We start from the raw sequence: 20,690 nt of genomic DNA on the forward strand, positions 1-20,690 counted from the left end.
AGCACCCGCCCCGAAGAGGCCCCGCGCCTGGCGTGAATCCCCGTTGCCCCTGGGGGCCCTGCTGCGCCAGCGTGCTGTGGCATGGACCGTGACCGCACCAGCGAACACCTCCACCACCCCGCGCCCGCTCCCGCGACGGCGCCCGCCGCCCTCACCCGGCGCCGTCTCCTCGCCGCCGCGGGCGCCACCGCCGCCGCGTCCGCCGTCGCCGCCCCCGCGGCCCTCGCCGCCCCGGCGTCAGCCACAGCCGCCTCCCTGACCTTCACCCAGGCCACCAACGGCGCCGCCACCCCCTCCCCGGACGGCACCCGCCTCGTCATCGAGATCCAGAACGTCCTGTGGTCCCTGCCCGCCGACGGCGGCACCGCCGTCCCCCTCACCGACGCCGGCCTGGAGCCGTGCCGCCCCACCCACGCCCCCGACGGCACCCTCCTGGCCTTCTGCGCCTACCGCGGCGGCGGCTTCCACCTGTGGACCTCCCGCCCCGACGGCACCGGCCCGCGACAGCGCACCGACGGCCCCTGGGACGACCGCGCCCCCGCCTGGTCACCCGACTCCCGGCGGCTCGCCTTCAGCTCCGAACGCGGCGGCGACCCCGTCACCGGCAGCCCCTACCGCATCCACGTCCTCGACCTCACCACCGGCACCGTCACCCGGCTCACCGGACTGACCGGCCAGGACGGCCCCCACCAGGACACCCCCTACGAGGACTCCGACCCCACCTGGTCACCCGACGGCCGCCGCATCCTGTTCGTACGGGCCCACCTCACCGGCACCACCCTCCAGGCCCGCACCATCGCCTCCGTACCCGCCGACGGCAACGGCCCCGTCACCGTCGAGCACACCGGCACCGACAGCGGCCAGCTCATGACCCCCGCACTCGCCCCCGACGGGCGACTCGCCCTCCTGCGCACCACCCCCGCCCCCGACGCCACCTGCACCCTCCTCGTCGACGGCACGCCCGTCCCCGTCACCGCGGACGTGGCCGCCGTACCACCGCGCTGGACACCCGACGGACGCCTCCTGCTCACCCTCGACGGCACCCCCGCCTACCTGCGCCCCGAAACCCCCGCACAGCCCCGGTACGCGCCCTTCACCGCGACCCTGCCCCTGCGCAGACCCCGCCGCCGCACCAAGACGTACGACCTCGGCGCACCCGACGGCCGCACCCGCCCCGTACGCGGCATCCACCTGCCCGCCCTCTCACCCGACGCCACCACCGTCGCCTTCGCCGCCCTCGACGCCCTGTGGACCACCCCCGTCGACGGCACCCGCCCGCCACGGCGCCTGCACGCCACCGGCCCCACCCGCTACCTCCTCGGTCCCGCCTGGGCCCCCGACGGACGCTCCCTGCTGTACGCCGACGACCGCGACGGCCTCCTCGCCGTCCACCGGCACGACCTCGCCACCGGCCGCGAGACCACCCTCGCCACCGGCGGACGCGTCCACCCCGCCCTCTCACCCGACGGCACCCGCCTGGCCACCCTCGACACCGCCGGCCGCCTCCTCGTCCTCGACCTCGCCACCGGCACCGAACACGCCCTCACCCCACCCCTCGGCGGCGGCGGACTCCCCGGCCGCCCCAGCTGGTCACCCGACGGCCGCCACCTCGCCTACGCCGACCGCAACCGCCTCAACCAGCGCTTCCGCGAGGGCTACAACCTCATCCGCGTCGTCGACACCACCACCGGCGCCGACCGCCTCCACCCCGTCGCCCCGCACCTCTGCCTCGCCGACCGCTACGGTTCGGGACCCGTCTGGTCACCCGACGGACGCACCATGGCCGTCATCGTCGACTCCGCCCTCTGGCTGCTCCCCGTCACCCCCGACGGCACTCCCTCCGGCCCGCCGCGCCAACTCACCACCGAAGCCGCCGACCACCCCAGCTTCAGCGCCGACTCCCGCACCCTGCTCTACCTCAACGGCACCCGCCTGCGCCTGCTCGACACCCGCGGCGGCACCCACCCGGGACGCCCCCGCACCGTCCGCGTCCGCCTCGACCGGCGCGTCCCCGAACCCCCCGACACCGTCGTGCACGCCGGACGCCTGTGGGACGGCACCGGCGACCACGTTCGCGAGGACGTCGACGTCGTCGTCCGCCACGGCCGCGTCACCGCCGTCGAACCCCACCGCACGCGCGCCGCCGCCCACCACGTCGACGCCTCCGGGCACACCGTCGTCCCCGGCCTCACGGACAGCCACACCCACCCCTGGCAGTACACCTACGGCGCCCGCCAGACCCTCACCCAGCTCGCCTACGGCATCACCACCGCCATCTCCCTCGGCGGCTTCGCCCACGAACAAGCACGCCTGCGCGAAGCCGTCGCCTCCGGACACCTCGCCGGACCCCGGCTGCTCACCACCGGCGAACTCCTCGACGGCGCCCGCGTCGCCTACAGCATGGGCCGCGCCCACCACACCCCCGAAGGACTGCGCCGCACCCTGGACCGCGCCCGCGCCCTCGACTGGGACTTCGTCAAGACCTACGTGCGCGCCCCCTCCTGGCTCATGGCCGAAGCGGCCCGCTCCGCCCACCACGACCTCGGCGTCCGCTGCGGCAGCCACCTGCTCTCACCCGGCATCCAGGTCGGCCAGGACCTCACCACCCACCTCAACGCCACCCAGCGCACCGAGACCGGCCACGCCACCACCACGACCGGCCGCGCCCACCAGGACGTACGCGAGATCTACACCGCGGGCGGCGGCCGCTTCGGCCTCATCGCCACCCCGTTCACCGCCGCGCCCCTGACCGGCGACGACCCCGCCCTCGCCGACGACCCGCGCGTCACCACCCTCATGCCGCCCTGGGACGCCCTCACCGTCCGCCAGAACGCCGCATCACCCCCCACCGCGCGACAACGCGCCACCCTGCGCCGTGAAACCGACGTCTACCGCGCCGTCCTCGCCGCCGGAGGCACCGTCGCCCTCGGCACCGACCAGCCGCTCGTCCCCGTCGGCCTCCACCTCCACCTGGCCCTGCGCGCCCTGCACCAGGGAGGCCTCAGCCCCGTGCAGGCCCTGCGCACCGTCACCGTCCTGCCCGCCCGCCTCTTCGGCCTCGAACAGCACCTCGGCACCGTCCAGGACGGCAGGCTCGCCGACCTCACCGTCATCGACGGCGACCCGTTCGCCGACTTCGACACCCTCGTGCGCACCGTCGCCGTCCTGCGCGGCGGCGTCACCCACCGCACCGCCGACCTCATCGCCGCCTTCCCCGCCCCCACGGCGTACGACGCGGCCGCGCGGGAGCAGTGGGAACAGACCGGAGAGCTGATGCGCAGGGACGGCTGCTGCGACCAGTGAGCCGAGCGCTTTCCACGCGAGCGCGCGTTCTCCACGCGTGCGTCATTCACGGGTGCGCGTCCTCCACGCGTACGCACGTCAGTCACGCGTACGCGCACACGCGTGGAAAGCGCGCCCGCCCCACACAGGCGGCCCTACGCGTCCGCCACCGAGTCGAACTCCACGTCCTCGCGCGCCACGCCCTGCGCGTCCGCGTCCACCGAGCGCCGCAGCGCCTCGTGCAGCTTCGCCGGAGTCAGCACCCCCAGGAACCGCGACCCGTCCACCACCGCCACCCAGCCCGCGTCGTGCTGCAGCATCTCGCTGAACGCCTGCTTCAACGGCGAACCCACCGGCACCCACGCCTCCATGCGCCGCGCCAGGTCACCCACCGTGCCCTGCTCGCCCGCGATGGCCAGCGCGTCCGTCGCGACCCAGCCGTGCAGGTCCCCGTGCTCGTTGAGGACCACCGCCCAGCGCGCGTCGTCCCCGCGAAGCCGGGCCGCCGCCACGTCCGCCCGCTCACCCAGGCGAGCCGTCGGCGGCTCCTCCAGGTCCAGCGGCTCGATCCGCGTCACCGAAAGCCGCTTCAGACCCCGGTCCGAACCCACGAACTGCGCCACGTAGTCCGTCGCCGGCATCCCCAGCACCGCCGCCGGAGTGTCGAACTGCTCGATGCGCCCCTGTCCGTACACCGCGATGCGGTCCCCCATGCGCACCGCCTCCTCGATGTCGTGCGTCACCAGCAGCACCGTCTTGCGCACCGTCGCCTGCAAGCTCAGGAACTCGTTCTGCAGCCGCTCGCGCACCACCGGGTCCACCGCGCCGAACGGCTCGTCCATCAGCAGCACCGGCGGATCCGCGGCCAGCGCCCGCGCCACGCCCACCCGCTGCCGCTGGCCCCCGGACAGCTGCGCCGGGTACCGGCCCCCGTACTTCGCCGGATCCAGACCCACCAGGTCGAGCAGCTCCGCCGCACGCGCGCGTGCCTTCGCCTTCTTCCAGCCCACCAGCGCCGGCACCGTCGCCGTGTTGTCCAGCACCGTCCGGTGCGGGAACAGGCCCACCTGCTGGATCACGTAACCGATCCGCCGCCGCAGCTTCACCGGGTCCACCCGGGAGATGTCCTCGCCCTGCACCAGGATCCGGCCCGACGTCGGCTCGATCAGCCGGTTCACCATCATCATCGTGGTCGTCTTGCCGCAGCCCGAAGGCCCCACCAGCGTGACCAGCTCACCCTCGGCGACCTCGAAGGACAGGTCGTCCACGGCGGATGTGCCGTCCGGGTACACCTTGCTGACCTGCTCGAACCGGATCATCCCCCCACGCTAGGAGCGCCCGCCGCGCCCCGCACGACGACCGGGGCCGTACGGGTCCCACCCGTACGGCCCTCACCAGCACGCCCTCCGCGCCCGGCCCACGCCCCTGCCCCCCGCCCCGGCTCACGCGATCCGCGCCAGGTCCCCCTTGCGCACCGCACCCAGCAGCGGCGCCCCCGCCGCCCACCGCTCCAGCTCCGCCACCGCGAACTCGCCCAGCAGCCGCATCTCCGTCCCCATCGCCCCCGCGATGTGCGGCGTCACCAGCACGTTCGGCAGCGACAGCAGCGGATGCCCCGGCGGCAGCGGCTCCGGATCCGTCACGTCGAGCACCGCGTCGATCCGCCCGCTCGCGCAGTGCCGCACCAGTGCGCCCGTGTCCACCAGCGCGCCCCGCGCCGTGTTGATCAGCACCGCCCGTTCCCGCAGCAGCCACAGCCGCCGGTCGTCGATCAGCCCCCGCGTCTCCGGCAGCAGCGGCGCGTGCAGCGACACGATGTCCGACTCCGCCAGCAACTCGTCCAGTTCACGCGACTGCGCCCCCGCCACGGCCGTCGCGTACGGGTCGTGGAACAGCAGCCGCATCCCCGTACCCGCAAGACGGTCCAGGACCAGCCGCCCGGTGCGCGAGGCGCCCACCACGCCCACCGTCCGCCCGTGCGCACCCGTCAGCGCGCTCGTCGTCAGATCACGCGGGTACCCCGCCCGGTAGGACGCCGCCGCCGAGAACGCGCGCTTGGCCGCCAGCCGGATCACGCTCACCGTGTAGTCCGCCACCGGCCCCGCGTTCGCCGGGGCCGCCGACGACACCGCGATCCCGCGCTCCCACACCTCGGGCGCCAGGATCTTCTTCACCGTGCCCGCCGCGTGCAGCACCGCCCGCAGCCGGGGCGCCGCCGCCAGCACCCGCGCGTCCACCAGCGGCACCCCCCAGCCCGTCAGCAGCACCTCCGCCTCCGCCAGCGCCGCCCGCACCTCCGGCCGGGAGAAGTCGTCCGCCACCGGGTACAGCAGCCGGGCGGACGCCCGCAGCCGGGCACGCACGTCCGGTGGCAGGGCCAGCTCGGCGACGGTCGGGCGCATGGCGAGGAGAACGGCGGGACGTCGGTTCGACGACATCGGGAGGATGCCTTCCGGGTGAAGGAGACGCAGGGCCCGGCACACCACGACGCGCGCACGCGCGCACGCGGGACGGGCCACCAGGACAGAGGACGAAGACCAGCCCGCACCGACAGGGGCCGGGTCGCACGGGCTGGAACCAGGCCAGAGATAGCAGGACCCGGAGCGACTATCCGAAGACCCGCCCGCGCGCGGCGCCAGACGTCACCGAAAGGGGTCCGGCAAGCGCTGTCCCCGCCCGCCCCGCCTGCACACCTGACCGAACCACCGCCACCCGTCCACCCTCCGCACCACAGGGGCCCACCCACGCGCACGCGCGCCACGGATGGACGGACGGTTCGCGCTCGCGCGTGCGCACCCGCGCGTGCACAGCCGCACCCGCGCACACACCACGGCCGGACGGTTCGCGATCAACCGTCCGGCCGTGGTGCGCGCACCCTTCGCTAGCGCCTCACCGCACGCCCCGCGCACCGGACGGACGCACGCCCCGTGACACCGGCGCCGCACCCGGGGACGACTTCGTCAGCGTGAACGTGTCGATGTCGAACAACGCGCCCGCGCCACCGGAGAACGTCAGGAACAGCGGGCCGCCCGGACCGGCCGCCAGCGTCGTCGACACCGTCGTGAACGCCTCCCAGCCGCCCGTCGGACGCACCGCCACCGACCCGAGCACCGTGCCCGTGGCCGAGCCTGCCCGGATCTGCACCGTGCCGCCCGCGCCCGCCGACGACACGCGCGCGCTGAAGCCCGTCGCCCCCGCCGTCGCCACCGACGCGTACCCGGCCCAGTCACCGTTGTCGATGTAGCCCAGCGTCCTCCCGCCGCTCGCCGGAGCGTGGTCGGCGACCTGCACCCCCGACGACGAGGAGTACGACTCCGCCTCCACCGGCCGCGGCGCACCGATCACCGGAGAGCAGTCGCCCGCCGCCACACCCGCCGTGTACCGCACCGCGCCCAGCAGCAGCGAACGGAACACCGGATCCGCGTACGACTCCGCCGTGTGCCCCAGACCCGTGTAGAACGAACGGCCGGACCCCTGCGCGTGGCACCACGTGATGGGGTGGTCGCCGCCCATCTCGCCCCCGCTGTACGACGACTCGTCCAGCGACTGCAGCACCCGCACCCCGGCCCGGGGATTGGTCTGGTAGTTGTACCACTCGTCCGTCCGCGCCCATGTCGCACCCAGGTGCGCGGTCGCCGGGTGGGTGCGGTCCTCGTTGCGCACCACCGCCTGCTGGATCGCCGGATGGCTCTTGAAACGGGCACCCACCAGCCGCTCGTACTGCGGCCAGCCGTACTCCGTGTCCGCCGCCGCGTGCACCCCGAGGAAGCCGCCGCCCCCGTCGACGTACCCCTGCAGCGCCGTCTGCTGGGCGTCGTTGAGCACGTCGCCCGTCGTACTGAGGAACACCACCGTGCGGTACTGCGCGAGCGACGCGGCCGTGAACGCGCCCGCGTCCTCGGTCGCGGTCACCGTGAAGTTGTTCGCCGGGCCCAGCGCGCGCAGCGCGTCGATCCCGGCCGGGATCGAGTCGTGGCGGAAGCCCGCCGTCTTGGAGAACACCAGGACCTTGTACGGGGGGTCGGCGGCCGACGCCGACGGCGTGATCGCCGAGACCCCCAGCGCGAGCGCGAGGCCGTAGGCCACACGGCGCAGGATTGCGTGCATGACGAGCCCTTCCGTGCTTCGTGGCGCCTTGCGGGCGCTCAGGAGAGGGTGAACGTGTCGATGTCGAACAAGGACCCCGCGCCGCCGGTGAACGTCAGGAACAGCGGACCGCTGCCCGAACCGGTGAGCGCCGTCGAGACGTTCGCGAACGTCTCCCAGCCACCGGTCGGCGCGACCGCCACCGACCCCAGCAGCGTCCCCGTGGCCGAGCCCGCACGGATCTGCACCGTGCCGCCCGCGCCCGCCGACGACACGCGCGCGCTGAAGTTCTTCGCCCCGGTGGTCGGCACGGACGCGTACCCGGCCCAGTCGCCGCTGTCGATGTAGCCCAGCGTCGCCCCGCCGCTCGCCGGGGCGTGCGCCGCGGCCTGCACGCCGGAACCCGACGTGAACGACTCGCCCTCCACGGCCGCCGCCCCGGTCGAGAAGGTGAACGCGTCCAGGTCGAACAGGTTGCCCTGCCCGGTGACGCCCTTGAACACCAGGTACAGCGTCGTCTGTCCCGACGGCACGTTGGCCAGGCCCGCCGAGACGTTCGCGAAGGTGTCCCAGCCGCCCGTCGGCGCGACCGCCACCGACCCCAGCAGCGTCCCCGTCGCCGAACCGGCCCGTACCTCCAGCGTCCCTCCGGCACCGCCCGACGACACACGCGCGGTGAACCGGTTGGCGCCCGCCAGGGCGTACGGAGTGAACGAGATCCAGTCGCCGTTGTCCGTGTACCCGACCGTCTTGGCGCCCTCGGCGCCCGCGTGGTCGGCCGTCTGGATCCCGGACTGCGCGGAGAAGTGCTCGCCCTGCCGGTGGCGCGGCTGGAGGATCCGGTCGCTGTGCGAGGTCAGACCGCCCTTGTCGGTGTACTCCGCGTCGAACACCCCGTAGATGTTCGCCGCGCTGTCGTGCTCACCGTCCACCGGCACCGAGATCGTGCCCGAGCAGCCGTTCTTCGACGTGATCGCGTGCCGGTGGCTGTCGTGCCCCAGCAGATAGGTGACCTTCACCTTGGCGCAGTCCACCGCACCGTCCTCCGGATCACTGACCGTCACCGTGAACGGCACCGTGTCGCCGAAGGAGAACAACTGTCCGTTGGCCGGAGTGCTGAGCGTCACCGTCGGCGCGGTGTTGCCCGCCGTGACCACCAGGCTCGCCGTCCCCGTCAGCCCCTCCGGATCACGCACCGTCAGCGTCGGACGGAACGTCCCCGCCGTCGTGTACGTGTGACTCGGGTTGGCGGCCGTCGACGTCGTCCCGTCGCCGAAGTCCCAGGAGTACGTCAGCGCCTTGCCCTCCGGGTCCGCGCTGCCGGCCGAGGAGAACGCCACCGCCAGCGGCGTCGGCCCCGACGTGCGGTCGGCGGCGGCCTTGGCGACCGGGTTGCGGTTGCTGCCCCCGATGTACTCGATCCGGTACAGCGCCTGGTTGTTGGAGCCCGTCCCGTAGTCCAGGACGTACAGCGCGCCGTCCGGGCCGAAGTCGGTGTCCATCACCTGCGTGCCGGTCCACGGGAAGTCCTCGATCACGCCGCGCGTGCCGTCGGACTTGACCTCGACCGTCTTGATCCAGCGCCGCCCGTACTCGCCCGCGAAGTAGCGCCCGTCCAGCGACTGCGGGAACTTCACGGGGGAGTTCAGGTTCGGGTCGTAGCGGTAGACCTCGCCGCCCATCGGCGACTCCGAGCCGCTGCCGAACTCCGGCGGCGAACCCGCGTCCCCGTACTTGATCCAGGCCGGCTTCGCGGCCGGCACGGTCGTCAGGCCGGTGTTGCGGAACGAGGTGTTGGCCGGCCCGTTCGCACAGTCGTACTTCGCGCCGGAGGGACCGCTGGGGAAGGCGTAGCGGTTGTACGACTCCGAGGCCGTGTTCGAGCCCGTGCAGAACGGCCACCCGTAGTTGCCCGGACCGGTGATCCGGTCGAACTCCACCTGGCCGCCCGGGCCCCGGTTGGCGTCCGTGCCGCCCGCGTCGGGCCCGTAGTCACCCAGGTAGACGATCCCGGTGGCCTTGTCGACGGACATCCGGAAGGGGTTGCGGAAGCCCATCGCGTAGATCTCCGGGCGCGTCTTCGCCGTCCCGGGGGCGAACAGGTTCCCGGCCGGGACCGTGTAGCCGCCCGCCGCCGTCGGCTTGATCCGCAGCACCTTGCCGCGCAGGTCGTTGGTGTTGCCCGAGGAGCGCTGGGCGTCGAACTGCGGGTTGCGGTCGGTGCGTTCGTCGACGGGGGAGTAGCCGCTGGACTCGAACGGGTTGGTGTCGTCCCCCGTCGTCAGGTACAGGTTCCCGGCCGCGTCGAAGTCCAGGTCGCCGCCCACGTGGCAGCACTGGCCCCGGTCGTTGGGCACCTCAAGGACCACCTTCTCGCTGGCCGGGTCCAGGGTGCCGTCGGCGCGCAGCGTGAAGCGCGACAGGTTCAGGTGCCCCTTCCAGCGCTCGAAGTCGGCCGCCGTGCCGGTGGTGGGCGCGTCGCCCGCCGGGGTGTCCAGCTTGGGCGAGTAGTACAGGTAGACCCAGCGGTTGGTGGCGAAGCCGGGGTCGGCGGCGACGCCCTGCAGGCCCTCCTCGTCATGGGTGTACACGTCCAGCTTCCCGGCCTGCTTGGTGTTCCCGGCCGCGTCGGTCAGCCGGAGCGTGCCGTCGCGGGCGGTGTGCAGGACGGACCGGTCGGGCAGCACGGCCAGCGACATCGCCTCGCCCAGCTCCGCGCTGCCCAGGGCGAGTTGCACCTGCTGGTAGTCGGAGGCGGGGATGGCGGCCGGGGCGGGGTCCGGGGCCGGGGCGGCCCGGGCGACGGTACCGCCGAGGGCGGTCGTCACCAGGGCGAGCGCGCCGAGCAGCGGGGCCCACGCACGAGGGCGTACGGGCATGGGGCAGCTTCCTTCCTGACGATCCTGAACGGATGGAGGGGGTGCGTCAGGCAAGGCGCGCGCCGTCGCGCATTGCCGCGTGCTCGCGGACGGGAAGCGGACGCAGGCCGGACAGCGTCCGGACGGAGCCCGGACGGCATGCGTGATCGCCCCAACTGCGAGCTTTTTGCGGTGAAGTGATGTAGCTGTTCCACATGATGCGAGCTTTTTGCATGCTGGCAACACGCCGGTAATTTGTCAAGTGCGTGTCAAAATACCGCAGGTACCGCCGGGGAGCGCCACCCAGTAATCTGACGACCCCTCAGAAAAGGGTGGTGGCCACGTGATCGACACACTCGACGGACAGATCCCGCCCGGCACCGAACGCCTGGACCTGCACATCGAGGACGGCATCGCGACCCTCACCCTCTGCCGCCCCGACAAGCTCAACGGCTGGAGCTGGGAATCCAGCCGCCAGCTCGGCCTGATGGCCGACCGCATCCGCTTCCACGACGACGCCCGCGTCGTCCTGCTGCGCGCCGAAGGCCGCGCCTTCTGCGCCGGCATCGACGTCACCGCCCCCGGCGGCGACCTCACGGGCCGCTCCCCGGCCGAACGCACCCACGCCTACTACGAGGGCATCCGCTGGGTCCACGAACGCTTCGCCGCCTTCGCCCGCCTCCCGCAGCCCGTCGTCGCCGCCGTCCAGGGCTACTGCCTCGGCTTCGGCTGGGAACTCGCCCTCATGGCCGACATCCGCGTCGCCGCCGACGACGCGGTCTTCGCCCTCCCCGAGACCGGCATCGGAGTCGCCGTCGACGCGGGCGGCGACCTGCGCATCGCCCGCGAGGCGGGCGCGGGCTGGGCCAAGTACCTGGCCCTCACGGGCCGCCGCATCGACGCCCCCACGGCCCACCGCCTGGGCCTGCTCCAACAGGTCGTCCCGCGCGCGGACCTGGACGCGCAGGCCCGCTCCGTCGCGGAGGAGATCGCGGCGAACGCCCCGCTCGCGGTACGCGCGGTCAAACGGAACATCGACACGTACGCGGACGCCGGCATGGCGGAGGCCCTGGACCGCGCGGCGCTGAGCGGCGCGCTCACCCTGAACTCGCAGGACGCGAAGGAGGGGTACGGGGCGAAGGCGGAGAGAAGGCGACCTGACTTCCGGGGGATGTGAGATGACGGGGGAGGGGGCGGGGGATGACGGGCGACAGATGACAGCTGGGGACTGACAGCTGACAGCTGACAGACGACAGACGACAGACGACAGACGACAGACGACAGGCGACAGGCGACGGATAACGCACGACGGCTGACGGATAGCAGACGGCAGATGACGGCTGACAGATGACGGCTGACAGATGACGTCAGCTGTCATCGCGTATCCGTCAACCCTCGAACCGCCCGCGCCCCAACTGCTCCCGCACCGGCACCACCGCATCGTTCACCAACACCCGCCGCTGCCAGTTCGCCCCGTCCACCACCAGCGTGTGACCGCTGATGAACGACGCGTACGGGGACGCCAGGAACGTCGCCGCCCACCCCAGCTCCCTCGGCTCGCCCACCCGCAACGCGGGCTGTCGCGCACCCAGTTCGTCGGTCGCGCGGTCCAGGTTGCCCCGGATGTCCGCGGTCATGTCCCCGTGCGGCATCAGCCCCGGGACCAGGCCGTTCACCCGGATCCCGTACGGACCCCACTCCACCGCCAGCGTCCGCACCAGGTTGCGCACCCCCGCCTTCGCTGCGGCCGAGTGCGCGTAGCCCGGACCGCCGGTCCACGCGTACGACGCCCCCACGTTGATCACGGACCCGCCCGACCCCTCCGCCAGGTGGCGGCGCGCGAACTCCCGGGTCACGAACCAGGTCCCGGTCAGCGTGATGTCCACGACCGCCCGCCACGCGTTCGGCGACATCTCCTCGGCGGGGACGGGGAAGTTGGCGGCCGCGTTGTTCACCAGGACGTCCGGCAGCCCGCACTGCTCCACCGCCGCGTCGAACGCCCGCGCCACCCCGTCCGCGTCCCGTATGTCGCACACCGCGACCCCCACCCGGCCCCCGCCCACCCCGGCCAGCTCCGCGCGCGCCGCCTCCAGCCGCTCCACGCCCCGCGCCACCAGCACCAGATCCGCGCCCAGCCGGGCGAACTCGGCCGCGATCGCCTTGCCGAGCCCCGAGCCGCCACCGGTGACCAGCACCGTCCGTCCCTCGTACGTCCCCGGGGGCAGCGCGCTCGCCCCGAGCGGCGGAGGCGGGGGCAGGCCGGGCAGTTCGGGAGGACCGGGCGGCGTTCCGGGCGCGTCAGTCGTCATCCCGCATCGATATCCGTACCGCCCGCAGAAGACCAGAGCCGTACCGCGCCGCCTTCTGCCCCGGACGCCGCCCGGGTGAGTCCACCAGCAAAACCCTTTGCCGTTTTCGCAAAGCTCTGCGTTAAATGAACACATGACCGATCACGACGCCGCTCCCGACCCCGGCCCCGGCCCCGACCCCGGCTCCGGCTCCGGCCCTGCCCCCGACCCGGACTCCACCGGCCTCGACGCCGTCCTCAGCGAGGTCGGACCCCGGCTGCGCAGGATCAGGACCGAGCGCGGTGCCACCCTCGGCGCGCTCTCCGCCGCCACCGGGATCTCCGTGAGCACGCTCTCCCGGCTGGAGTCCGGCGGGCGCAAGCCCAGCCTGGAGCTCCTCCTGCCGATCGCCCGCGCCCACCAGGTCCCCCTGGACGAACTGGTCGGCGCACCCCCCGTCGGCGACCCCCGGGTGCGGGCCAAGCCGATCGTGCGGGGCAGCCGCACGATGTACCCGCTGACCCGGCAGCCGGGCGGCCTCCAGGCGTACAAGGTCGTCGCCCGCCCGGACGGCGACGGCTGCGACCGCGAGGCGCGCGTGCACGAGGGGTACGAGTGGCTGTACGTGCTGGCCGGGCGGCTCCGGCTGGTGCTGGGCGACCACGACGTGGTGCTGGGATCGGGGGAGGCGGCGGAGTTCGACACCAGGGTGCCGCACTGGTTTGGTCCCGAGGGGGACCAGCCGGTGGAGTTCCTGAGCCTGTTCGGGCCGCAGGGGGAGCGCATGCACGTGCGCGCCCGGCCGAAGGGAGCGTGAGGCCCGGGGCTGGTGTCCGTACGCATGAGGCCCGGGGCCAGGGGGCCCGTACGCGTGAGGCCCGGGGGCCGGTGTCCCGTACGCGTGGGCTCAGGGCCTGTGTCCCGTACGGGAGTACCCGTCCCTCCGAACCGGTTCCCAGCAGGCAAGCGACCGCTTAGTATGCGGATGATCCCGAGTCTAGCGGAGGCCCCCCATGCAGGCATGGCGAGTGCACGAGAACGGCGAGCCCGGCGAGGTGATGCGCCTCGAAGAGGTGGACCGGCCCACCCCCGGCGAGGGCCAGGTACTGCTGCGGGTCCGCGCCGCGAACGTGAACTTCCCCGACGCCCTGCTCTGCCGGGGCCAGTACCAGGTCCGCCCCCCGATGCCCTTCACCCCCGGCGTCGAGGTCTGCGCCGAGACCGAGGACGGCCGGCGCGTCATCGCCACGCCCGCCCTGCCGCACGGCGGCTTCGCCGAGTACGTCGTCGCCGACGAGCGCGCCCTGCTCCCCGCGCCCGAGGCGCTCGACGACGCCGAGGCGGCCGCCCTGCACATCGGCTACCAGACCGGCTGGTTCGGCCTGCACCGCAGGGCCGCCCTCAAGGAGGGCGAGACGCTCCTCGTCCACGCCGCGTCCGGCGGCGTCGGCAGCGCCGCCGTCCAGCTCGGCAAGGCCGCCGGAGCGCGCGTCATCGGCGTCGTCGGCGGCCCCGAGAAGGCCGCCGTCGCCCGCGAACTGGGCTGCGACCTGGTCATCGACCGGCGCTCCGACGACATCGTCGCCGCCGTCAAGGAGGCCACCGGCGGGCGCGGCGCGGACGTCGTCTACGACCCGGTGGGCGGCGACGCGTACGCCAAGTCCGCCAAGTGCGTGGCCTTCGAGGGCCGCATCCTCGTCATCGGCTTCGCCAGCGGCGACATCCCCGCTCCCGCGCTCAACCACGCGCTGGTGAAGAACTACGCGATCGTCGGCCTGCACTGGGGCCTGTACAACCAGTACGACCCGGCCGCGATCGCCGAGTGCCACCGGACCCTCACCGACTACGCGGCCAAGGGCCTGATCAAGCCCCTGGTCAGCGAACGCGTCCCGTTCGCCGACGCGCCCCGCGCCGTGGAGAAGGTCGCCCGGGGCGCCTCCACCGGCCGCATCGTGGTCGTCCCCGACCAGCCCTCGGCCCCGGACACCTCCACCCCCTCCGCGACCACCCCCACCGGAGGCGCCCAGTGACCCCCGTGCCCGCCGCCCCCGGCGCCGCCGAACTCACCACCCGTACCCGCGAGCTGCTCGCCGCCCACTCGCCCGCCACCACCGACCGCGACGCCTTCCTCCAGGCCCGCTTCGACGCCGGCCTCGCCTGGGTGCACTACCCCGAGGGCCTCGGCGGCCTCGGCGCCCCCCGCGCGCTGCAGGCCGTCGTCGACGCCGAACTCACCGCCGCCGGCGCCCCCGACAACGACCCGCGCCGCATCGGCATCGGCCTCGGCATGGCCGCGCCCACCGTCCTCGCGTACGGCACCGAGGAGCAGAAGCGCCGCTTCCTGCGCCCGCTGTGGCTCGGCGAGGAGGTCTGGTGCCAGCTGTTCAGCGAACCCGGCGCCGGATCCGACCTCGCGGCCCTCGGCACCCGCGCCGTGCGCGACGGCGACGGCTGGATCGTCAACGGGCAGAAGGTGTGGACCTCCGGCGCCCACCAGGCCCGCTGGGCGATCCTCATCGCCCGCACCGACCCCGACCAGCCCAAGCACCGGGGCATCACCTACTTCGTGTGCGACATGAGCGACCCCGGCGTCGAGGTGCGGCCGCTGCGCCAGATCACCGGCGAGGCCGAGTTCAACGAGGTGTTCCTCACCGACGTCCGCATCCCCGACGCGCACCGCCTCGGCGAGGTCGGCGACGGCTGGCGGGTCGCCCAGACCACCCTCATGAACGAGCGCGTCTCCATCGGCGGCGCCCGCATCCCGCGCGAGGGCGGCATGATCGGCCTGGTCGCCGACACCTGGCGCCAGCGCCCCGAACTGCGCACCCACGACCTCCACCAGCGCCTGCTCACCCTCTGGGTCGAGGCCGAGGTCGCCCGCCTCACCGGCGAGCGCCTGCGCCAGCAGCTCGTCGCGGGCCACCCCGGCCCCGAGGGCTCGGGCATGAAACTCCAGTTCGCCCGCCTCAACCAGGAGATCAGCGGCCTCGAAGTCGAACTCCTCGGCACGGAAGGCCTGTTGTACGAGGACTGGACCATGCGCCGCCCCGAACTGGTCGACTTCACCGGCCGCGACGCCGGCTACCGCTACCTGCGCGCCAAGGGCAACAGCATCGAGGGCGGCACCAGCGAGGTGCTCCTCAACATCGTCGCCGAACGCGTCCTCGGACTGCCCTCCGAGCCCCGCACCGACAAGGACGTCGCCTGGAAGGACCTCGCCCGATGAGCAGCCCGGCCCCCCTGCGCACCCCCGACCTGCTGTACGGCGAGACCGAGGAGGACCTGCGCGCCGCGCTGCGCTCCCTGCTCACCGACCAGTGCGACCCCGCGCACGTCCTGGCCGGGGCCGAGCGGGGCGCCGCCCTCGACGAGCGGCTGTGGACGTCGCTCGCCGACATGGGCCTGCCGGGCCTGCTCGTCCCCGAGAAGCTCGGCGGCCAGGGCGCCGGCCACCGCGAGGCCGCCGTCGTCCTGGAGGAGCTCGGCCGCACCGTCGCCCCCGTACCGTTCCTCACCTCCTCCGTCATCGCCACCGAGACGCTGCTGGCCTGCGACACCGGTCAGGAGTACGTCGCCGGCCTGCTGCGGGAGCTGGGCGCGGGCCGCGTCCGCGCGGCCCTCGCCGTGCCGTTCACCGCCGGGCCCGACGACGTGACCCCGCTGCCCGGCCCGCAGGGCACGGTCCGCGCCGTCGCCGGAGCCCTCGGCGCCGGGGTGCTCCTGGTGCCCACCGAGCAGGGCCTGTACGCCGTCGACACCGAGCCCGCCGACCTCACGCCGCTCACCTCCCTGGACCTGACCCGGCCGCTCGCCGACGTCCGCGTCGAACCCGGCCGCGCCACGCTGGTCGCGGACGCCGCCACCGCGCGCGCGGCCGTGCGGCGCGGCCTGCTCGCCGGGGCCGGGCTGCTCGCCTCCGAACAGCTGGGCGTCGCCGAGTGGTGCCTGACCGAGGCGGTGCGGCACACCCGCGAGCGGCACCAGTTCAACCGGCCCGTCGGTTCCTTCCAGGCGCTCAAGCACCGCATGGCCCAGCTCTGGCTGGAGATCGTCAACGCCCGGGCCGCCGCGCGCAACGCCGCCGACGCGCTGGCCGCGGACGACCCCGAGATCCCGCTGGCGGTCGCGCTCGCCCAGGCGTACTGCTCGCGGGTCGCGGTCCACGCGGCCGAGGAGTGCGTCCAGCTGCACGGCGGGATCGGTATGACCTGGGAGCACCCGGCGCACCTCTCCCTCAAGCGCGCCAAGACCGACCAGGTGGGGCTCGGCTCGGCGGGCCGCCACCGCGAGGCGCTGGCCGCGCTCGCGGGGCTGCCGGGTCCGGAGGCGTAACGCGCACGCGACGACGGGGGCTCAGGCCCGGGGGGCCACCCCGGGCCTGAGCCCGGTACGCGTACCTAAGCCCGGTACGCGTACCTAAGCCCGGTACGCGTACCGGAGCCCCGCAGACGTGCCGGACAAACGACCCCAAGCCCACAAAGGCCCCCCAAGCCCCCAAGCGCCCCCCAAGCCCCCATCAGGGCCCGATTGGAACCCACCCCTTTACTTGCTGTTTAATTTGCGAGTCATTCGCAACAACAGTTGATCTTCAGTAGTAGAGGTGATCGGTTCCATGACCGCCCGACCCATACGCGGCATGGCCGCCGCCGCGCTGGCCGGATCCCTCGCCGTCACCGCAGCCGCCTGCTCCACCCCCGGCGGCGCCACCGGCAGCGGCCCCAAGGACTCCGCCGTCGTCGGCATCGCGTACGAACCCGAGACCCTCAGCCCCCTCCTCGGCTACGGCAAGGACGGCAACTCCAAGATCTTCGACGGGCTCCTCGCCCTCGACGCGGACATGAAGCTCAAGCCCGCCCTCGCCACCGCGCTCCCGCAGGTCAGCGCCGACGGCCTCACCTACACCTACCAGCTGCGCAAGGGCGTCACCTTCAGCGACGGCAAGCCCTTCACCGCCGAGGACGTCGTCTTCACCTACAAGACGATCCTCGACGCGAAGACCAACAACGCCTCCAAGACCGAACTCGACGCCCTCAAGGACGTCCGCGCCACCGCCGACGACCGCGTGGTCTTCACCCTGAAGTACCCCTACGCCCCCTTCGCCCAGCGCACCGTCCTCGCCATCGCCCCCGAACACGTCGCCGCCAAGCAGGACGTCAACACCGGCGCCTTCACCACCAAGCCCATCGGCACCGGCCCCTACGTCCTCACCGACTGGTCCCGCGGCGAGAAGCTCACCTTCAAGGCCAACCCCCGCTACTGGGGCGGCGCGCCAAAGGTGAAGAAGTTCACCATGGCGGTCATCAAGGACGACGACGTCCGCGCCACCCGCCTGCGCAGCGGCGACCTCGACGGTGCCATCCTGCCCCCCAACCTCGCCGCCGGGTTCAAGGGCCAGGACGGCAAGAAGACGTACACCGCCAAGACGTACGACTACCGCAACGTCACCCTCCCCACCCACAACCAGGTCACCGGTGACACCGCCGTCCGCCAGGCCCTCGACGTCGCCGTCGACCGCCAGGCCATGGTCGACAAGATCCTCGAAGGCGCCGGCAAGCCCGCCTACGGGCCCGTCCCCACCGACAGCGAATGGTTCGCCCGCGGCACCGAGCGCACCCACGACCTCGCCAAGGCCCGCAAGATCCTCGACGACGCGGGCTGGAAGACCGGCCCCGACGGCATCCGCGCCAAGGACGGCGTCCGCGCCGAATTCCCCCTCTGGTACCTCTCCGGCGACAAGCTCCGCCAGGACCACGCCCTCGCCTACGCCTCCGACGCCAAGAAGGCCGGCATCAAGATCAACACCCAGGGCGGCACCTGGGAGGTCATCGAACCCCGCATGAAGCAGGACGCCGTCCTCGCCGGCGGCGGCTCACCCGGCGACCCCGACTTCGACCAGTACCTCCTGCTCAAGTCCAGCCTCGGCGGCGACGGCTTCAACAACATGGCCTGGTACGACAACAAGACCGTCGACAAGGCCCTCGACGACGCCCGCAAGACCAACGACAAGGCCACCCGCAAGAACGCCTACGACACCGTCCAGCGCGAACTCGCGAAGAACCCCGGCTACACCTTCCTCACCCACATCGACCACCTCTACGTCGTCAACGACCGCTGGAACGGCCTCAGCACCCAGGTCGAACCCCACGACCACGGCCTCGCCGCCGGCCCCTGGTGGAACGTCGAGGACTGGACCCCGAAGAAGTGACACACCACCAAGCGGCGGGCCACCGCGCCCGCCGCCTCCCCTGGGCAGCGATGGGACGCATGGCCGGACGGCGGGCCCTGCTCGCCGTCCCCGTCCTCCTCGTCGTCACCTTCGGCGTCTTCGCCGTCGCCGCGGCCTCTCCCTTCGACCCGGTCAAGGCCTACACCGGCACCGCCGGCCTCACCGCGTCCCAGGAGAACCTCGACCAGATCCGCGCCAACCTCGGCGTCGACCAGCCCCTCGTCACGCGCTGGTGGAACTGGCTCACCGCCGCACTCACCGGCGACCTCGGCGACTCCGCCGTCCTGCGCCAGCCCGTCACCGACGCCATCACCCAGCGCATCGGCTGGTCCGTCCTCCTCGCCGCCACCGCGTTCCTCATCGCCATCCTCCTCGGCACCGCACTCGGCGTCCTCGCCGCCCGCCGCCAGGGCGGCTGGCTCGACCGCTGCGCCAGCTCCGCCGCCTACACCCTCGAAGCCGCCCCCGCCTTCTGGCTCGGCCTCCTCGCCATCTGGCTCTTCGCCCTGAAACTCGGCGTCCTCCCCGCCGGCGGCCTCACCGACACCGCGAGCGACACCGTCACCGCGGGACAAGTCGCCACCCACCTCGCCCTGCCCGCCCTCGTCCTCGGCACCACCCAACTGCCCTGGTTCTTCCTGTACGTCAGACAAGGCGTCGCCGACGCCCTCGACGAGGACCCCGTACGCGGCGCCCGCGCCCGCGGCCTGTCCGAACGCACCGTCCTCCTCGGCCACGCCCTGCGCTCCGGCATGCTCCCCATGCTCACCCTCATCGGCTCCCGCGTCCCCGAACTCATCACCGGCGCCCTCCTCGTCGAGACCGTCTTCAGCTGGCCCGGCATCGCCGCCGCCACCGTCCAGGCGGCCACCTCCGTGGACTTCCCGCTCCTCGCCGCACTCACCGTCCTCGCCACGGCGGCCGTACTCCTCGGCAACCTCCTCTCCGACCTGCTGTACGGACTGGCCGACCCCAGGGTGGGATTCGATGGCTGACCACCACCTCGCCACCCGGCCCACCGCCGACGACCCGGGCCCCACGACACCCGGCGGCCCGGGCGCCGAGCCCCCCGCCTGGCGCACCCCCAAGCGCACCCGCCGCTCCACCCGCACCGTCCGGGTGACCGTCTCCGCGGTCATCGTCGCGGCCGTCGTCCTCGCCGTACTCCTCGTACCACCCCTCGTACAACTCGACGAACAGGCCGTCGACTTGTCGATGAAACTCCAGCCCCCCTCGCTCGCCCACCCCTTCGGCACCGACGACGTCGGCCGCGACCTCCTCCTGCGCTGCGTCTACGGCCTGCGCGTCTCCCTGCTCGTCGGGCTCGTCGCCGCCCTCGTCGCCACCGTCATCGGCACCGCCGTCGGTGCCGCCGCCGCGGCCTTCGGCGGCTGGACCGACCGGCTCGTCATGCGCCTCGTCGACACCTTCTCCTCCGTGCCCCACCTGCTGCTCGGCATCTTCATCGTCGCGATGTTCCGCCCCGGCGTCTGGCCCGTCATCGTGTCCGTCGCCCTCACCCACTGGCTGTCCACCGCACGGATCGTCCGCTCCGAAGTGCTCTCGCTGCGCGCACGGCCCTACGTCGACGCCGCCATATCCGGTGGCGCCTCCCGCTGGCGCGTCACCCGCCGCCACCTGCTCCCGGCAGTGCTGCCACAAGCCGGACTCGCGGCCGTCCTCATGGTGCCGCACGCCATGTGGCACGAATCCGCCCTGTCGTTCCTCGGCCTCGGCCTCCCCACCCACCAGGCCAGCCTCGGCAACCTCGTCCAGAGCGCCCGCTCGTCCCTCCTCGCCGGCGACTGGTGGCCCACCCTCTTCCCCGGCCTCTTCCTCATCATCCCCACCCTCGCCATCGCCGGACTCGCCGGCGCCTGGCGCGAACGCATCAACCCCCGCCGCCGATCGGAGCTGATGCTGTGACCGTCCTCAGCGTGCACGGCCTGT

At 73.3% G+C, this 20,690-nt stretch carries 13 protein-coding genes and 1 pseudogene; 9 read left to right on the forward strand and 5 right to left on the reverse strand.

Annotation, left to right across the window (positions count from 1 at the left end; all coding sequences use genetic code 11):
- The first annotated feature begins 81 nt into the window (after positions 1-81).
- A complete protein-coding gene (locus ABT160_RS36190) occupies positions 82-3,303 on the forward strand; it encodes an amidohydrolase family protein (RefSeq protein ID WP_351652240.1) in 3,222 nt (1,073 codons plus the stop codon).
- A 134-nt stretch (positions 3,304-3,437) separates the two neighbouring features.
- On the opposite strand, the gene ABT160_RS36195 is transcribed toward ABT160_RS36190, so the two are convergent.
- The 4 genes and pseudogenes from ABT160_RS36195 to ABT160_RS36210 all read right to left on the reverse strand — a co-directional run bounded on the left by ABT160_RS36195 (position 3,438) and on the right by ABT160_RS36210 (position 10,247).
- Complete coding sequence (locus ABT160_RS36195; RefSeq protein WP_351652241.1) at positions 3,438-4,601, reverse strand: ABC transporter ATP-binding protein; 1,164 nt, start codon at positions 4,599-4,601, stop codon at positions 3,438-3,440.
- A 123-nt stretch (positions 4,602-4,724) separates the two neighbouring features.
- Entirely contained in the window at positions 4,725-5,720 is a 996-nt protein-coding gene (locus ABT160_RS36200) for a hydroxyacid dehydrogenase (protein ID WP_351652242.1), read from the reverse strand.
- A 514-nt stretch (positions 5,721-6,234) separates the two neighbouring features.
- Positions 6,235-7,389: pseudogene (locus ABT160_RS36205) on the reverse strand (ThuA domain-containing protein); the annotation flags it as partial.
- A gap of 38 nt (positions 7,390-7,427) precedes the next feature.
- Positions 7,428-10,247 carry a carbohydrate-binding protein gene (locus ABT160_RS36210; protein WP_351652243.1) on the reverse strand — a complete coding sequence of 940 codons (2,820 nt, stop codon included), beginning with the start codon at positions 10,245-10,247 and terminating at the stop codon, positions 7,428-7,430.
- Between the two features lie 322 nt (positions 10,248-10,569).
- Between ABT160_RS36210 and ABT160_RS36215 the strand changes: the two genes are divergently transcribed.
- Complete coding sequence (locus tag ABT160_RS36215; protein ID WP_351652244.1) at positions 10,570-11,403, forward strand: enoyl-CoA hydratase/isomerase family protein; 834 nt, start codon at positions 10,570-10,572, stop codon at positions 11,401-11,403.
- A 211-nt stretch (positions 11,404-11,614) separates the two neighbouring features.
- Here the strand turns inward: ABT160_RS36215 and ABT160_RS36220 are convergent, their stop codons facing one another.
- Positions 11,615-12,535 carry an SDR family oxidoreductase gene (locus ABT160_RS36220; protein ID WP_351652245.1) on the reverse strand — a complete coding sequence of 307 codons (921 nt, stop codon included), beginning with the start codon at positions 12,533-12,535 and terminating at the stop codon, positions 11,615-11,617.
- Between the two features lie 133 nt (positions 12,536-12,668).
- Between ABT160_RS36220 and ABT160_RS36225 the strand changes: the two genes are divergently transcribed.
- The 7 genes from ABT160_RS36225 to ABT160_RS36255 all read left to right on the forward strand — a co-directional run bounded on the left by ABT160_RS36225 (position 12,669) and on the right by ABT160_RS36255 (position 20,666).
- The gene (locus ABT160_RS36225; RefSeq protein WP_351652246.1) at positions 12,669-13,331 is read left to right on the forward strand and encodes a helix-turn-helix domain-containing protein; all 663 of its coding nucleotides are present in this window, start codon (positions 12,669-12,671) and stop codon (positions 13,329-13,331) included.
- Positions 13,332-13,527: 196 nt separating this feature from the next.
- Complete coding sequence (locus ABT160_RS36230; protein ID WP_351652247.1) at positions 13,528-14,544, forward strand: NADPH:quinone oxidoreductase family protein; 1,017 nt, start codon at positions 13,528-13,530, stop codon at positions 14,542-14,544.
- Between the two features lie 5 nt (positions 14,545-14,549).
- Positions 14,550-15,740, forward strand: coding sequence for an acyl-CoA dehydrogenase family protein (locus tag ABT160_RS36235; protein ID WP_351652256.1), 1,191 nt, complete (start codon positions 14,550-14,552; stop codon positions 15,738-15,740).
- Complete coding sequence (locus ABT160_RS36240; protein ID WP_351652248.1) at positions 15,737-16,846, forward strand: acyl-CoA dehydrogenase family protein; 1,110 nt, start codon at positions 15,737-15,739, stop codon at positions 16,844-16,846. Before ABT160_RS36235 ends, ABT160_RS36240 begins: the two co-directional genes overlap by 4 nt.
- A 280-nt stretch (positions 16,847-17,126) precedes the next feature.
- Positions 17,127-18,719 carry an ABC transporter substrate-binding protein gene (locus ABT160_RS36245; RefSeq protein ID WP_351652249.1) on the forward strand — a complete coding sequence of 531 codons (1,593 nt, stop codon included), beginning with the start codon at positions 17,127-17,129 and terminating at the stop codon, positions 18,717-18,719.
- 50 nt (positions 18,720-18,769) lie between these two features.
- On the forward strand, positions 18,770-19,735 hold the full coding sequence (locus ABT160_RS36250; RefSeq protein ID WP_351652250.1) for an ABC transporter permease: 966 nt from the start codon (positions 18,770-18,772) through the stop codon (positions 19,733-19,735).
- Positions 19,728-20,666, forward strand: a complete 939-nt coding sequence (locus tag ABT160_RS36255) for an ABC transporter permease (protein ID WP_351652251.1) — start codon at positions 19,728-19,730, stop codon at positions 20,664-20,666. Before ABT160_RS36250 ends, ABT160_RS36255 begins: the two co-directional genes overlap by 8 nt.
- Positions 20,667-20,690 lie beyond the last annotated feature (24 nt).

Source organism: Streptomyces sp. NPDC001941, from assembly GCF_040296945.1.
GTDB lineage: Bacteria > Actinomycetota > Actinomycetes > Streptomycetales > Streptomycetaceae > Streptomyces.